At 50.7% G+C, this 15,868-nt stretch carries 13 protein-coding genes; 6 read left to right on the top strand and 7 right to left on the bottom strand.

The window, feature by feature from the left end; genetic code table 11:
- The first annotated feature begins 226 nt into the window (after positions 1 to 226).
- Positions 227 to 736: a DinB family protein gene (locus AC6ESO_RS20370; protein WP_497092967.1), complete on the top strand. Its 510-nt coding sequence runs from the start codon at positions 227 to 229 to the stop codon at positions 734 to 736.
- Positions 737 to 834: 98 nt separating this feature from the next.
- Here the strand turns inward: AC6ESO_RS20370 and AC6ESO_RS20365 are convergent, their stop codons facing one another.
- Both AC6ESO_RS20365 and AC6ESO_RS20360 read right to left on the bottom strand, forming a co-directional pair.
- Positions 835 to 1,311, bottom strand: coding sequence for a GyrI-like domain-containing protein (locus AC6ESO_RS20365; protein WP_497092966.1), 477 nt, complete (start codon positions 1,309 to 1,311; stop codon positions 835 to 837).
- 23 nt (positions 1,312 to 1,334) lie between these two features.
- Entirely contained in the window at positions 1,335 to 1,814 is a 480-nt protein-coding gene (locus AC6ESO_RS20360) for a hypothetical protein (RefSeq protein ID WP_497092965.1), read from the bottom strand.
- A 107-nt stretch (positions 1,815 to 1,921) separates the two neighbouring features.
- Between AC6ESO_RS20360 and AC6ESO_RS20355 the strand changes: the two genes are divergently transcribed.
- Positions 1,922 to 2,893, top strand: a complete 972-nt coding sequence (locus AC6ESO_RS20355; protein ID WP_497092964.1) for a helix-turn-helix transcriptional regulator — start codon at positions 1,922 to 1,924, stop codon at positions 2,891 to 2,893.
- A 22-nt stretch (positions 2,894 to 2,915) separates the two neighbouring features.
- Positions 2,916 to 3,869, top strand: a complete 954-nt coding sequence (locus tag AC6ESO_RS20350; protein WP_497092963.1) for a phosphotransferase enzyme family protein — start codon at positions 2,916 to 2,918, stop codon at positions 3,867 to 3,869.
- 81 nt (positions 3,870 to 3,950) lie between these two features.
- On the opposite strand, the gene AC6ESO_RS20345 is transcribed toward AC6ESO_RS20350, so the two are convergent.
- Genes AC6ESO_RS20345 through AC6ESO_RS20325 form a run of 5 tightly spaced genes read right to left on the bottom strand, consistent with a single transcriptional unit; the run spans position 3,951 to position 9,067 of the window.
- Positions 3,951 to 5,015 carry a BtaManbiosPhlase gene (locus AC6ESO_RS20345; protein WP_497092962.1) on the bottom strand — a complete coding sequence of 355 codons (1,065 nt, stop codon included), beginning with the start codon at positions 5,013 to 5,015 and terminating at the stop codon, positions 3,951 to 3,953.
- Positions 5,016 to 5,036: 21 nt separating this feature from the next.
- Positions 5,037 to 5,999 carry an MTP-1 family protein gene (locus tag AC6ESO_RS20340; RefSeq protein ID WP_497092961.1) on the bottom strand — a complete coding sequence of 321 codons (963 nt, stop codon included), beginning with the start codon at positions 5,997 to 5,999 and terminating at the stop codon, positions 5,037 to 5,039.
- Between the two features lie 29 nt (positions 6,000 to 6,028).
- On the bottom strand, positions 6,029 to 6,868 hold the full coding sequence (locus AC6ESO_RS20335; RefSeq protein ID WP_494821650.1) for an ABC transporter permease subunit: 840 nt from the start codon (positions 6,866 to 6,868) through the stop codon (positions 6,029 to 6,031).
- Complete coding sequence (locus AC6ESO_RS20330; RefSeq protein WP_497092960.1) at positions 6,855 to 7,730, bottom strand: carbohydrate ABC transporter permease; 876 nt, start codon at positions 7,728 to 7,730, stop codon at positions 6,855 to 6,857. Before AC6ESO_RS20330 ends, AC6ESO_RS20335 begins: the two co-directional genes overlap by 14 nt.
- A 14-nt stretch (positions 7,731 to 7,744) precedes the next feature.
- The gene (locus tag AC6ESO_RS20325) at positions 7,745 to 9,067 is read right to left on the bottom strand and encodes an ABC transporter substrate-binding protein (RefSeq protein WP_497092959.1); all 1,323 of its coding nucleotides are present in this window, start codon (positions 9,065 to 9,067) and stop codon (positions 7,745 to 7,747) included.
- A 270-nt stretch (positions 9,068 to 9,337) separates the two neighbouring features.
- Between AC6ESO_RS20325 and AC6ESO_RS20320 the strand changes: the two genes are divergently transcribed.
- From AC6ESO_RS20320 to AC6ESO_RS20310, 3 genes are all read left to right on the top strand, one after another.
- Entirely contained in the window at positions 9,338 to 10,360 is a 1,023-nt protein-coding gene (locus AC6ESO_RS20320) for a LacI family DNA-binding transcriptional regulator (protein ID WP_497092958.1), read from the top strand.
- A gap of 4 nt (positions 10,361 to 10,364) precedes the next feature.
- Positions 10,365 to 11,003, top strand: a complete 639-nt coding sequence (locus AC6ESO_RS20315) for a peptide-methionine (S)-S-oxide reductase MsrA (protein WP_497092957.1) — start codon at positions 10,365 to 10,367, stop codon at positions 11,001 to 11,003.
- A gap of 1,092 nt (positions 11,004 to 12,095) precedes the next feature.
- Complete coding sequence (locus tag AC6ESO_RS20310; protein ID WP_497092956.1) at positions 12,096 to 15,806, top strand: S-layer homology domain-containing protein; 3,711 nt, start codon at positions 12,096 to 12,098, stop codon at positions 15,804 to 15,806.
- Positions 15,807 to 15,868 lie beyond the last annotated feature (62 nt).

Below are 15,868 nucleotides of genomic sequence, written 5' to 3'. Positions count from 1 at the left end.
TAAATTATGAAATCCGCATGGGATAAAGGGAAAATAAAAAGCCGCCGCATCCACTAGGATACGGGCGAAAAGAAGTGGCGCGAACCGGCAGCCTATTATGCTAACAGGCAGAATAGTTCCTATAAGTGGTAGTATATAGTTAACGAGAAGGACGATTCGACATTAGGTTCTTTGTTCGACAGCTTAGTAAGCTTAAATTAAAGGGAGAAAGAAGCGGAGGAATATCATGCAAATTATGTTCCGTTACAATTGGTTGGTCAGGGAAGAATGGTACCGGTGGTGTGAGGAGGTACCGGAGGAGGAACTGCTTCGTATTCGTACAGGTGGAGTCGGAGGTATTTTGCATACTCTTTTTCACATAATCGATGTGGAGTGGAGTTGGATTCGTTCCCTGCAGGGGAAATCAGATTTTCAAGAAAGTTTTGAAAGTTACAGTAGTTTGGAGAAAGTTCGTAACCTGGATGCTGCGTTCCGGCATGAAGTGCAACCGTTTGTACACTCCTGGGACGTAGGTATGGAAACTCGCCCATTTTATGCTCCTCAACCGGACGGGAAAATGGCCGTCGATGCGTGGGGTGAAGTGATGCGTCACATAATCGCGCATGAAATCCACCATATTGGCCAACTGTCGGTCTGGGCGAGAGAAGTTGGCAAAAAGCCTGTGTCGGCTAATGTTATTGGTAAAGATCTCATTAAACCCCAGCTGTACGGACAGGATAACATATTAATAAGTTGAATCATCATCATCATTTTATTAGCAATGGCAATTTGTCTGTTATATAAAAATGGAACCAAAGCATTTGCTTTGGTTCCATTTTTTTTATTCCCGGGCCTTTATTTCTTAACCACAGGCACCCAAAATTCGCCGTAGAAGGTGCCGTCGCCGTTATCTTTGCGATAAGTCGCATTTGGACCGCCGATGTAAGCATAATCCGTGATTTGGGCCAAGACTTCGCCAAAAGCACGGTAAGTCAGCTGATCAAACAAAGTCTCCTTGTCGCCAATTCCTGCGAGGACGATATACTCGCTCTCCGGAAACTCGATGATGCGCGTTGCGTCAGCCACTGATTTGCCGGCTTCTACCGCGAAGTAGTTCCACGGCTTGCCTTGATAAACCTCATTGACTGACCATTCGCGGTCGTTTTTTGCTGCGTCCTTGAGCTTATTAAAACGCCCGTCGGCCTTGAGTTTGCCCCAAAACTCGGCTTTTTCCTGTTGCATGGCCGGCATGTCTTGAAAATTCGATTGGATCGAAAAACCATAAGCGGTCAATGTGAATGATTTTTTGTGTTCAAGTGTGTACTCTGCCATGTGCGTGCTCCTTTTTCCAGAGATTAGCCTTCGACTTTTTTTACACGAAGCCACATTTCGCCGTAAAATTCACTGTTTCCATCTGCTTTGACGAACGTTGAGTTACCGGGACCAACGTATTTGTATGCTGTGATTTCTTCCAGCAAGCCGCCGAAAACCTTACCCGTGATTTCGTCAGCAAGTCGGTCTTTGTCAGCGCCTGTGCCAGGCACGACGAGGTAGTCGCCAGCGAGGAAATCGAGGACGACCGCGCCTTCCACATCGAACTCGCCCATCACGCCGAATCCGCGCCAAGCCTTGCGGTCGATGGCGTAGTTGATTTGATATTCTTGCCCGTCAGCGAGCGCGAGAAGCTCGGCAAGCTGGCCGTTTTCCGTGATTTCAGCTTTTTTCGCTGCGGTTTTTGCTGCATTACCAGCCCAGTCGTTGTAGTCTTCAAGCGTAACACCGAAAGCGGTCATTTTGTAGTTTTCTGATATTGTTCTGATGGAGTAGTTAGACATATTATTCTCTCCTCTGTGGGATTATTAATTACAAGACTGATTCTATTGGCTGAATGTATCAAAAAATGATACTCTTTATTTTGCTACATTTTTGATACAATAAAATCATGAAAAAAACAGAACGAGTGAACCTGATCATGCGCTACATCAATAACCGCGCGCATTTTACGATTGCCGAGATTCAGCGGGAGTTCAAGATTTCCCGCGCGACGGCGATCCGCGACATTAACGAGATTCAGGCGATGGGATTTCCGATGACGACCGAGCTTGGGCGCGGTGGCGGGTACAATGTTCTGCAGAATCAGTATCTGCCTGCCGCTCGCTTCACGACGGAGGAACTGAAAGCGATTTTTATCAGCTTTATCGCCTCGAAAAATTCGCAGCTGCCTTATCTGCAAAACCGCCGCTCCATCACTGAAAAACTCATCGGCATCGCGTCGCAAACCCAACAGGACGAGCTGATTGAGCTAAATAACATTTTGCTTTTTGAAAATACGAACCCTGCCAACCCAAGCCTTTTGGAGCTCGACGATGCGGCGCCTGCGGAGCTGAACCAGCTGATCTCGCTTGCCGTGCGGGATAAGCATTTGCGCGTGACTTATGAGCTGAGCCCGGGCTGGCCGCAGTTGCTGGACGTTTTTTTGCTGCATATTTTCAACTCGAACGCCCGGTGGCTGGTCGAGGTCTATGATCTGGATACGGAGGAGTTTCGCTATTTGCCTGTTGAAATGCTTCGGGATTCGGCCATTTCGGAGCGGGAAATGAAGTGGTCGGAGCAAGAAATTTTAAACAAAAAGCTGCTTCGGGCACGTGAGGCCAATCTTGTTGTGAAGCTCGATATGACTGGGATTCAGCGCTTTAAGCGGATGCACCCGCCGGGGATCATTTTATCCCTTACCGGGATGTTTCAGTCGAGCGGGATTTTCAATGTTCAGTTGGATGTGACCGATGATGAGGCGCTGGTGTATTATGCGGATTGGCTTTTGTTTTTGGGGAAAGGGGTCGAGTTTGTACGGATTCCTAATGAATTGCGTGTGATTTTGGAAGAGCGCCTAGCCAATTTGAGATTCTTGCGATGAAGGAAGAGTGATAAATAGAACGATGCGTAATTCACTTGGGATTTCAGAGGAACTCCTTCTGTTCTGTTTACTGGAGCAATATGATTGCACTCCTGCGGCAATAGAGTTTCTTCCGCTGGGTCTTGATTACAGTTCCGCGGTGTATCATGTGGTTAGCGAGCAGGGAACTGCCTATCTGCTTAAAGTCACATCTAGGCCTTTATACGAACCGCAATATCTGGTTCCTCGATATCTCAACGAACGTGGGATTACAGGTGTCGTAGCTCCTATTTCTACTAAGAGCGGTAACCTGTGGACCGATCTAGAGGATTGGACGGTCGTTGTCTATCCCTTTATCAAAGGGGATTCAAGATTCGAAGGGATGACATCAGAGCAGTGGAATGAGCTGGGGAGCATCTTACAAAGGATTCACCAGATCATACTGCCGCCTGAAGGATTGAGGTCACTTCGACAGGAGGCCTTTGATCCCGCGGAATATGTTCGATGGATACGAGTCTTTGAAGATCAACTGGCACGCTTTGAAGTCGGAAGTCCTTTGGATCGTACACTTCATGCTTCTTGGGTAGGTTACAGGTCGACGATACACACGAAGTTGGCCTCATTGGAACAACTGGCCGGAGCGCTTCAATCACGAAAAATCCCGTATGTCGTCTGCCACGCGGACCTGCATCCGGCCAATGTGATTCGAGATCAGGCGGGACAAGTGTTTGTTATCGATTGGGACGAGGTGATGTTCGCTCCCAAAGAACGTGATTTCATTTTTGTGAGTCATCCTCATGCCCAAGCATTTTTCCAGGGGTACGGGGCCGTAGAGGTCGATGAGGAAGTGCTCGACTATTACCGTTTGGAAAGGGTCCTTCAGGATCTGATTGCCTGTGCCCGAAACGTGTGGATCGAGGATGATTTAGGAGAAGAAACCAAGGCGGAAGCCCTCAAGTTGTTTCAGACTATCTTGGCGGAGGAAGCTGCTAGGTAGACCGTAATACTCATCTTATAAACAAAGAAGAACCTCCGGGACGCCGTCCCGGAGGTTCTTCTTTGTTTATAGCAGCGTGCGTTACTCGACCGGTACCAAGCTGTCCAAAATTTCCTGCAGGCTCAGCTCGCAAGCCGCCATGGACGTGTCCGCGACGCCATAATACATTTTGACGACATCGCCTTCCACAAGAGCTCCGCAGGAGAAGACGACGTCTCCGAAGAAGCCATTTCGTTCATAGTCGGCTTCCGGCTCCAGGATCGGTTTGCCCGAGCGGGCAATTACTTTCGACGGGTCGTTCAAATCAAGAAGCACGGCCCCCATGCAGTAGCGATGCTCGAGCGTCGCACCATGGTACAGCTCCAGCCAGCCGCGTTCGGTTCTAAACGGTACGCAGCCGCCGCCAATGCGGCCGCTGTCCCACATGCCTTGGCGAAGACCGATCAGATGCTTGTGATTGCCCCAGTACAGCAGGTTGTCCGACTCGGCGATCCACATTTCCGGATTACCGGTGCTCTTGGTTGTCGGACGGTGAAGCGCGTAATATTTGCCGTTCACCTTCTCGGGGAAAATGAGCACATCCTTATTATCCGGCCCGAAAATCATGCCGTGGTAAGTGACGTTCACAAAGTCGGTTGTCGATACCATCGACTCGCCGACGCCGACCGGGCTTACCGCTGAGTAGTAAATGTAATAAGTATCGCCGATTTGCGTAATCCGCGGATCCTCGATCCCGAACGTTTCGAGCGAGTTTGACGGATAATGGAATGGCTTCTCGTCGACCGTGAAGTTGTGGCCATCCTTGCTGCGCGCGATCCGCAGGTAAGAGATCGAAGTTAAATACTCGAACGTAGCGCTGTGCGACTTGTTTCGGATAACGCGCGGGTCGGAGAAATCATAGCGCTCGTCATCCAGGCGTAGCTCGATCAGGTCCAGATCTTTCGTTGCCGTATTATAAACCGGTGCCAGTACGGTGTCCGGATTGGGGCTGATTGGCCGTTCCGCCACGCGCAGCAGCATAATGATTTCATTATTGTAGGACGCGATGCCGGCGTTGAACGCGCCGATGACCTCGAAATTGTCACGGTGCGGTTTCACGTCGAGCGGCGTAAGCAATGGATTTTCTTCATAGCGATAGATGTTCATTTACAATCGATAACTCCCTTATCAAGCAAATTCGTGTTCAAACCGTACAAACGGATCCGCGATGGTGATCCGCTGCGCTTCTGCATCGCTTATACCGGCGTACAGGACTGCCGTTCCATCTCCCTGGCGTACAAGGCCGCCGCTGAAGACAACGTCCTGCAGATCCGGGCGCTTCGACGGCCCTGGAAGAAAGGCGGCGCGAACGGCGATCAACTCGATATCCGAGAAAGTCCCGTTCGCTGGATCGAAGACGAACGCCATCGGGTAATAGTGACGATCCCCTTGTTCATCGAAGGAGGCGATGTGGCCGAGTACGCCAACAAGCCCGTTCTGAAGCAGGTGAGCTTCATTGGCGCCGCCCCACTCTTCATCGGTGAACTGTCCGTCAAGCAGCGGTGCTTCGTTGATCCGATCAACGGTAAGCTCATCCAGCGAGGCTACTCGGACGTAGCCGATTTTTCCACGGCCCCCTTTGTCGTTGCCTTGCGGACGTGTGAATACGCCGATTGAACCGTCCGCAAGCTCGACGAGGCGGATATCCTTCATGCCGTCAGGCCCTTTGAAGAACGGCTGCAGCGAAGCGATCTTCTCGCCGCGGTAGAAAACGGTTCGCCATTTCAGCGCATCCGGCTTCATTGAATCAGGGAAGATTTCCACGCCGCCGAGCACGAGCTCTCCGGCGATTCGCGTGAAGAAAGGATCTTGCAAGCGGAATGTCGGCGCACCGGCGCGCGGTGTCCAGCTTCCGTTCTGCTCCGTGAAGAACAGGACATCCGAATGCTCGCTGTCACGCGATTCTACGCGACCCGCAATGACTAGTTCGCCTTCGTCCGTGAATGGAGCGGTAATGTTGTAAACATCCTTGTTGTCAACGTCAGCGCCGGTAAAGGCAATCTTCTGCGCATCGCGCAGCACCGCGCTCGAGGACTGGAATGCCCGCAGAAGCTCTTCGCATGTTTTAATAGCCGTTTTGTTCAAACCCAAGTTGTTCGACTCCTCTCACCCAAAAAAATCTATTTCAAGTTAAATTGCATGCCTTCTTGGAATTTCTTGCCGAAGAAGATAAACAGGATGATGATTGGCAAGGTCAGCAGCACTGACGCGGCGTATAGCGGCCCAGGATAGGTGCCGTACGGGCCGAACATTTGCGACAGCAATACGTTCAACGTTAGCATATTGTCGCTGCGCACGATGATCATATCCCACAGCAGTTCCGTCCAGCGTTCCATGATCAGGAACAGGAAAATGACAGTCGTGATCGATTTGGACATCGGAAGCATAATGCGGTACATAATTTTGAAATCATTGGCGCCGTCCAGTTTAGCCGCTTCGATAAACACCGACGGAATGGCCTTGAAGAAGTTCGTGTACATGAAGATGGCCCACAGGCTAACCGCCTTAGGGAGAATCATCCCCCAGTAAGTGTCGTACAAGCCGACCTTCTGAACAATCAGAAACGTCGGAATGAGCAGAATGATCGCCGGGAAAAACATATGGAACAAGACGAAGTTGTTAATCGTGTCCCGCCCGCGGAAATTCAGCTTGGAAAGCGCGTAAGCAACCATGATGCCCGACATCATCATCAGGGCAGTAGAAGCGATCGATACGAGCACGCTGTTGAAGAACGAGCTTACCCAAGGGCGTGTAATGCCTGTTTCGCCGCCGGAAAACAGCCAATTGTACGATTTCGTCGAATACGAACTCGGTATGAATTTCTGGTCGACCTGGCTCCAATCCGCGAACGAATTTAGTACCATGTATAAATACGGGTAGACCATAATGAACAGAAGTATGACAGCCAGCCCATAGCGGACGGTCAGCTTGCTTTTACTGTTTCGGTTAGTCCCAACCATAGCGTTTCCCCCACAGTTCCAGCAGTTTACGGATGATGAAGATCGAGATGAAGGTTGCGATCGATGCGAGCAGCGCCACGGCGGATGCGTAGCCGGCTTTCAAGTTTTTGAACGCTTGGTTGAAAATCTCCATCTGCCACGTGTTCGTAGCAAAATTCGGTCCGCCGCCGGTTAATTGATACACTTCCGTGAAAATACCGAACGTGACGCCGAACGCTAAAATAAGCGTCGTATAGAATGCCGGGTAGAGCAGCGGCAGCGTAACGCGCCAAAATCGCTGTCGTTCCGTGATGCCATCGATCGCGGCGGCTTCGTAGATCTCAGCGTCGATGCTATTCAGTCCTGAAGTCAGAATCAAAGCGTAATATCCCGTGAATTTCCACGCCAAGATCAAGCCGACGACGAACAACGCTGACATCGGAGTGCCGAGCCAGTCGATGTGAATGCCTGCCTTGCGAAGAACCGTATTGAGCGGACTCGAATAGGACAGGAACCCTTTCACAATCAGAGACGATACAACCCCGGAAGACAAGTAGGGCAGGAAGAAACCGATTAGAAACAGGCTCTTAAATCGTGGCAGGTTGTGCACAACGACCGCAACGCACAGGGCCAGTACTGTCACGAGCGGGACAAAAATCATCATGAATTTGTAAGTCACCCAGAACGCGGCGTGCACGCCGGGCGATTTCAGCGCATCCGTAAAATTCTTAAACCCAAGAAAATTGTAATCCGGCGCGATCAAGTCCCAGTCCGTAAAGGACAGGTAAAACGACCAGATCAGCGGGCCAAAGAAAAATATCAACGAATAAATGAGGTAGGGGCTGGTAAATAACCAGCCCAACCGATTGTTTTTTTGATCCATTAGGACAACTCCCTCTATTGAAGAGCGGCTTCAATGGCTTTCTTCATATTAGCCCAGCCTTCGGCCGGCGCGATTTCGCCGCGTACCACCTTGTTGAAGGCTTCTTGACCGATAAGCGTTTGTAGGTCGTTATATTTTGCATTGTCCATCGGCGGCACGGCATTCGGCACATTTTCCGCGTATGGCTTCAATTCCGGATTCGCATCGAGCACGGTTTTGAACGATTCATTGGTCGTCAGATCGTCACGTGCAGGCGGCAGTTTTGTTTGCTCGAGCCATTTCACGTCGTTCTTCGGATCGGAGTAAACCCACTTGATGAAGTCAACCGCGGCAGTCTGCTCCGCTTTCGAAGCTTGCGCGAAGATGACGAGACCTTTCGTATCCGCGAACGTCTTGCTTGTAGCCGGGTCAGTACCATCTGGCACGATAGGCATGCTCAGCGCGAACGTTTCGTTTATTTTAAGCTTAGGGAACTTCTCTTTCCACATGTTGAACGTCCAAGGACCGATATCGGTAAAGACGCCAACGCCGGTTTCGAAAGGATCTGTAACGGTTTGCGACAGAATGCCTTTTTCCTTGCGCAGGTTGTCCACGAACGTCAATACTTCCGTGCCTGCTTTGTCGTCGCCGACAAATTTGCTGCCTTCGACGAAATGGTTACCGCCGGATGCCGCATTGTACAGCATGAAGAAGTCGAACCAGCGTTTCCAAGCCGTTGGATCAGCCAAATCAGGTTTAGCCCATACGTATTTATCCGGGAATTTCGCTTTCAGCTTCTTGGCCGCGTCCAGCATTTCGCTGTAGGTTTTCGGGATCTCGTTAACGCCGGCTTGCTTTAGAATGTCAATGCGCCAGCCGAACAACATAGGGTTGGAGTAGATCGGCAGTACATATTGGTGGCCATCAGAAAATTTCCAAGGCCCGATCGTGTTTGTCATGTTACGGCCTTTTATGAGATCCTCGAAGCCCGGCAGCGTTTCAAGCGGAATTAGCGCTTTGCTATTAGCCAGCTGAGCTGCGAATCCGCGGTTGATGTTCTCCGATATCGTCGGCGCGCTCTTGCCGGCAATAGCCGATTGAATGCTTGCTTCAGAGGTTGGTGATTCTTTAATGGCGCTGACGTTGATTTTAACTTTGTCATTGACTTTCTCGTAAGCTTTGGCTAAATCGGTCCAGTAAGCTTGCTGAGTCGGGTTGGGAGCAGCCCAAAACTCGATTGTTGTGACGCCATTCTCCGATGTCCCGCCTTGATTTTGGTTATCGGTGGTTTTGCCGCAGCCTGCGAGCACCGAACCGGCTATTGCGGTGATGAGAAGTGTAGAAGCGAGCTTTTTCATTACGTGAAATTCCTCCTTTGATGTGTCAAACGAAAATAAGTAATGAGGTTTGTCATGACTAAAGTAACGTTACAATATTTTTGTAAGCGCTTGTGTCATCAATTATTGATTATTTGTAACGCAAAGTCAAGTGATTAATTCGATTTCCAAATGGTGTGTCATTGGACAGAATGTTTACAATTTTATTTTGTAACGTTACAATAGAAGAAAGTGATTCGCGGTAAAAAAGTCTATGAATTTGCTATGCTGCGTCGAAAGGATGTTTGGGTCATGAAATTGAAAGTAACGATGCAGAATATTGCCGACGAGCTTAAATTGTCCAAAAACTCCGTCTCGCAAGCGCTGACTGGAAAAGATGGCGTCAGTGAAGACACGCGCAAGCTGATTATCGAGACGGCCCAGCGTATGGGTTATGTATATAGCAAGGGCAAGAAGGAGGAGAGCAGTCTCCCTATAAGCGGCAAGCTCGCGCTGATTGCCTCTGATTTCGCCTTTAGCATGCACAGCTTTTTTGGCCAAATCTATTTGAGCGTTGAGAAAGAAGTGAAACAGCAGGGCTACGAGCTGCTTATTCAATCGATCGGCCCCGATTCTGTCAAGGAACTCCTTATGCCGGCAATCGTGCAGAACCGTTCGGTGGACGGCATGATTATCTTGTCCCATATCACAACAGATTATATTAATGCCCTTCTGGATACGGGCATACCCGCCGTTCTGATCGACCATCACCACCCGCAAATCAAAGCAGACAGTATTCTGACTAACAATCGTTTCGGTGCTTATGAAGCGGTCAGCCATTTAATTGGGTTAGGTCACTCCAACATCGGTTTTGCAGGCGATATTGCTTTCTCGCCAAGCTACTACGAGCGATTAGACGGCTATAGAATGGCGATGTATGAATTCGGCCTTCCTATAAGGGAGGAATGGGTTCATACCTCGGCGATTGAAGACGGCTCGTTCATTTGTTCCTATATAAACGGACTGAGCGAGATGCCGACCGCTTGGTTTTGCGTGAATGACGGTCTCGGCTTCTTCTTGAACGCTGCTGTACAGCAGCAAGGACTGTCGGTCCCGGAAGACGTATCTATTGTTAGTTTCGATAACGGCTACCTTTCCCGTATCTCCACGCCGCCATCAACGACGGTAGAGGTTGACCTGAAGCTATACGCAGTCAAAGCAGTGGAAAGGCTGATAGAGCGCATTCATTTTCCGGACGCCCCTTATACGGAGCTGCTGCTTCCAACCCGATTGATCGTGCGCGGGTCAACCGTTAGTCCGCGCGGAGCGGAGTAACGTGATGAACAAGACCAATACGCAAACCATTACACTTGGTATGGGTTGCTTCTGGAGCCCTGACGCTTTGTTCGGACAACTGGCGGGCATCATGCGAACGCGCGTAGGCTATGCCGGAGGAACGACCGATAATCCGCCACGGAGCCGGCATTCGGGAGACCATACCGAGATGGTCGAAATCGAGTTCGATCCAGCTATAGTGAAGCTGGAGACGATCTTAAATTTGTTCTGGAGCAGCCATAAACCGACCAATATCAATAATTACAGAGACCGTTTGTACAATTCCTTGGTATTGTATCGTGACAAGGCGCAGCTAAATGTCATACAAGAGGTTATGAAGAACAGAGGGGAACAAGGAAGCGGAGTACCGGACACCGAGGTTTCGCCCTATACTGTTTTCTATCCTGCTGAGGATCGGCATCAGAAGTATTATTTGAAACGGTATCCGGATGCTTTGGACAAGCTGAGACCGCTCTTCAAGACCGAGGATGACCTGACAAATGCAACTTTGGCTGCCCGATTAAACGGCATTGCGAAAGGTTTCGCCAATATGGATCAAATCGTCCAAGAAATCCGGACTTGGCAGATCAGTCACGAGGAACAAGAGGAGATCATTCATCTCATCAAGCAAATCAAATGGTAAGTGCATGGCTCGTGGGCGATGTGCTTAAGCATAAAATGCTTGAGCTTTTTTTTCTGAGATTCGTAGAGTAAATCAAATCTTAATCGATTTCGACAAAAATCATCGTATTCTCGCAGACAGTATGACACTCTTTTTTCACCGGACCGCATAGAATGTAGATACGCATTAGTTCCTACTTTCTCTATGAACAACAATGGGGGGATGGGCCGGTGGACGAGCAGTTTCTAAAGAGGCTACATACATTGAATCGTCGTGACGAGTTGCGATCGAGACTATTAATTGATGGTGCTAAGTTTATCCTTGAACGAAATAAGAAGATGAGTTGGTTCGGGAGATATTTAAAAAATAAAAAGAAATCGATTACTCCGGCTAGATACTGAGCGGGGAAGGCGCGTACGGTTCAAATCTATAAACGAAGCAGCGGCTCATGCTGCTGATATTATCCCCTTACGGTAGACAGTGAAAAAAGAGTTCATGCTAGGATGAATTCGACACTGTTGACCGAAGGGGATTTTTTCATGGTGGATGTGGAGAGTCCGGGCAAGTGCTCGTGGGTCTCCGGAGGTCTGGCGAATTAATAGTGCCGCGAAAAGCTAACGAACCATAGAGGCGTTATTGGGCTCAATTTCTGGACTTCGAAATTCTAACGAACCGTAGAGGTGTTATTTGGTGCAAAACGGCTCCCAAATACTCATAAACAGTCAAATAGAGCCCCCACGGTTCGTTAGCATTTTTTTGGAGCTATTTTGGGCCAAATAAGTGCCGTACGGTTCGTTAGAGTATTCCTCACCTCGTATTCCGCTTGCCGAGTCTATTATGTCAACGTCCACAATGATGAACGGTGTGCTACCAACCTACGGGAGCGGGAGTGCGGTGGATCGGAATAATCGTTCATATCGTTAATTAAGCAAGGCTCCTTCCTTTACTGGCAGGAGCCTTTTGCTCGTTCGCCCGAAATAGTAAAGAATTGTAGATTCGATGTCGGCAACGGACGATATTCGCGAGCCGAGCCCTCCCGTAAGATAAAGCTATCGGCGTTCAGGGCCCTGAATGCCGATCACCTTCTGAGGAGAATGGAGTGGTCTAAACGCAATGAAACGGCAATCCGTGCTCAAATGGTTCTCTATGGTTGTAACCTTAGGTTTGATCGTAAGCTGCTTTCCCATCTTGCCGGCAGCCGCCGCTGGGGATGCCTCGGCTACGTTGACGGCATCTTACACGTACCACGGCGACCGTCTGGATGATGCCAACGATGGCATTGTCTCCTATGACGATGATCCGAAGAGTCGCTGGACTTCTTATGAATCCACCAACCCGCAGGATTGGGTACAGTTCGAATACGCAAGTACCAATTCGAAAAACACGGCGGGCATTTATATTTTCGACGATGGCGGGGGGATCAAGGCTCCCAGTTCGTACGACGTTCAATACTGGAGCGGAACAGACTGGGCGAACGTCCCGAACCAAACGAAATCGCCGGCTCAGCCTACCGGCAATGAGCTGAATCTCGTTACCTTCGATTCCGTGGCCGCCACGAAATTCCGCGTGCTCTTCACGCATTCCGGCTCGAAGAGCGGCGTGACGGAAATCGTCTTCGCCGATTCGAATACCGAGCCAATCCCCGGTGCGGAAGTATCGCCGCTTGGCAATGCTTCGGCTTCTTATACGTTCCGTCTGGATCAGGTAAGCCACGTTAACGACGGTATCGTATCGTACGAAGCGGCTCCCGCGAATCGCTGGACATCGTACGAATCTCCGAACGAATCCGATTGGGTGCAGACGAACTTTGGCTCGCCCAAGCGCAAGGACGCGGTCGGTATCTATCTCTTCGCCGATGGCGGAGGTATCAAGCCGCCTGCTTCGTACGACGTGCAATATTTGAATGAAAGCAACGAATGGGTGAGTGCTGCGAATCAAGTGAAAACGCCGGCAGAGCCTGCAGGCAATGCGCTTAACCTGGTTACGTTCACGTCGGTGGAAGCGCAGAAGTTCCGAATTGTCTTTACACACAGCACGGCAAAGACCGGCGTTACCGAAATCCAGTATGTGGATTCCGCTATACAGTCGCTGCCGACAGAGCCTTCCGCGGGCGAGGCGACGGCTTCTTACTCAAACAACGGCGATGACGCCGGCTTCGTCAATGACGGCATCATCTCGTTGAACGATTTTCCGCGTAACCGCTGGACCGCCTATGGTTCTCCGAATAGTACGGATTGGGTGCAGACGGAGTACGAAAGCGCGCTTTCCAAAAATATGGCCGGGATCTACCTCTATGACGATGGCGGCGGAGTGAAAACGCCGGCTTCGTACGATGTTCAGTATTTGAGCGGCAGCGACTGGGTAAGCCTTCCCGGGCAAGTACGCACACCTGCCGAGCCGGTGGCTGGCTTGAATCTCGTTGCGTTCAACACGGTTATCGCGAGCAAGTATCGCGTCGTGTTCACGCACCAAGGCGATTCCAAATCAGGGGCGACCGAAATCTCGTATGTCGACACGAATAAAGAACCGGTGCCGGCGGCACCTCCGGTTGTGGAAGTTGAGCCTGCGATCGAAATCATTTCCCCCGCGATCGGATCGACCGTGTCGGGCAACGTGACCATCGACTTCAAAGCACCGGAGATGAAGAATGTATGGGCGAGAGTATGGCATCAGCCGGATGAAGCGCATCCGGATCCGAACGGCTATGACGCCTGGATCCAGCACGTTGCGCCGGATGCGGAGGGGAATGGTTCGATCCAAATCGATGCTGCTACCTTGCCGCACGGCCCGCTCAACGTCATGCTGAATGCTTGGAACTCTCCGGAAGGAGATCCAAACTTCACGAAATCAACGACGAGCTATTTGCAGCTGTATAACGATGGCGGAGTCGTGTGGAAGAAAGGACTTCCTCCCGCGCCACCGCAAACGGAAGGGATGCATGTGCTGTTCGAGGACGATTTTACAGGTCCGCTGTCGATATCCAAGACGGGCGAAGGCACGCGGTACGCTTCGCTTAAACCGGATTGGCCGAACGGCTCGGAATTCGGCGAGGCGATCTTCGCGGATCCAACGGACGCGGTTAACCCGTTCGCCATTCTCGGGGACGATCATCTGCGCATCCGAGTAACGAAGGCACCGGACGGTTACGCCGATCCGCAAGGATGGAACCGCAAATATATCGGCGGCTTGCTCTCGTCCGTCGGTTTAGACGGAACAGGCATTGCCGCGACGAACGGCTACTTCGAGGCGAGAATTCAAATGCCTGCGGGCAAAGGAGCATGGCCGGCATTCTGGTTAATGTCGCAAAACAGTACAGGTCCGAATCATCTGGCATCGACAGCGGAGATCGATACGGTGGAAGCTTACGGCCATGATCCTAGCGGTGCATGCCAAGCCAAGCACTGGTGGTCAGGCAGCCCGGAAACGCATCAAACGAACTGTTCTTCGACCAACTTTGCCTATGGGGACAACGCATCAACCTGGCATACGTACGGCACGAGAATCACTCCGACAGAGGTTATCTATTACATCGATAACGTTGAGGTTTGGAGGCATGCATCTTTCGAGCAAGCGAATACACCGATGTATTTCATGCTCAATCTGGCGCTCGGTGGAGGCTGGCCGATTGATCTGGCGAAATACGGCAACCAAATCGACATGTACGTCGATTACGTAAGGGTGTTTGAGCCGGATGCAGCTGTTCCACCGCCAACAACCGGCCCATCTGCGCCTGCGTCGATCCCGGCAACGAAGGTAGTAGGCGATACGGTGGTCGTTGCACCCGCTGTATCCACGAATGCAACGACCACCGCGTTAACCGTGAGCAAAGAGGTATGGAAGCAAGCCCAAGACAGCGCGGCAACCAGCGGTATCCATAAAATCGTAATCGAAGCGCCTGCATCCCAAGAGGCTGCATCAACCTACGAAATCAAGCTGCCTGCCGATGCTTTGTCTGGCGGGTCGCCGCTATCCATTACGGTGAAAACACCGCACGCTACGGTGTTGCTGCCAAGCGGTATGTTAAAGGGTCAGTCTATCGTTTCAAGCGAGATTTCGATTCAGATTGGCCGCGGTGAGACCGATACTTGGCCGGCAGAGACGAAACAGCTAATTGGCAATCATCCCGTAATCGAGCTGACCGCCCTAGACGGAGATAAGGTCATTTCATGGAACAATCCACAAGCTCCGGTCCAGCTGAGTATCCCTTATATGCCGACAGAGGAGGAGTTACGGAATCCCGAGCATATCGTCGTGTGGTATTTGGATGGAGCGGGCTATATCCATGCTGTGCCGAACGGACATTACGATGCCGAGGCGAAATCGGTCGTCTTTACGACAACCCATTTCAGCACGTATGCGGTCGCATATGTCCATAAGACGTTCGATGACATCGGCTCATCGCCTGCCAAACGAGCCATCGAAGTTTTAGCATCCAAAGGGATTATCAAAGGGACGACGAATAACCGATTTAGCCCCGATAAAACGATATCCCGCGCGGATTTCGTCTTGCTGCTCTCACGCATTCTCGAATGGAAGGGACAAAAGTCAGGTGATCGTTTCTCCGACGTGCCCGGCAATGCCTATTACTCGGATGCCGTGCTTACAGCCAGAGCATTAGGTATCGTCGCAGGCAGCGGGAAAAATAAATTCAATCCGACCGCATCCATCACGAAGGTGGAAATGATCGCGGTCGTGAAGCGGGCATCGACAGCTTCTCATCTCGATCCTGCTGCGATCGAGAGCCTGTTCGAGCACCTCAGCCAAACACCGACCCGCGCGGAGATGGCGGAACTCCTCTACAATCTCTACAGCGCAAGAAGTTGAAATCGGTCGATCCGATGTCAACAACGGACGATAGGCTCGGAAGTAAACCTGCTTTATTATTA

It is taken from the genome of Paenibacillus rhizoryzae (assembly GCF_059686995.1).
This window is presented reverse-complemented; position numbering and strand designations above follow the sequence as displayed.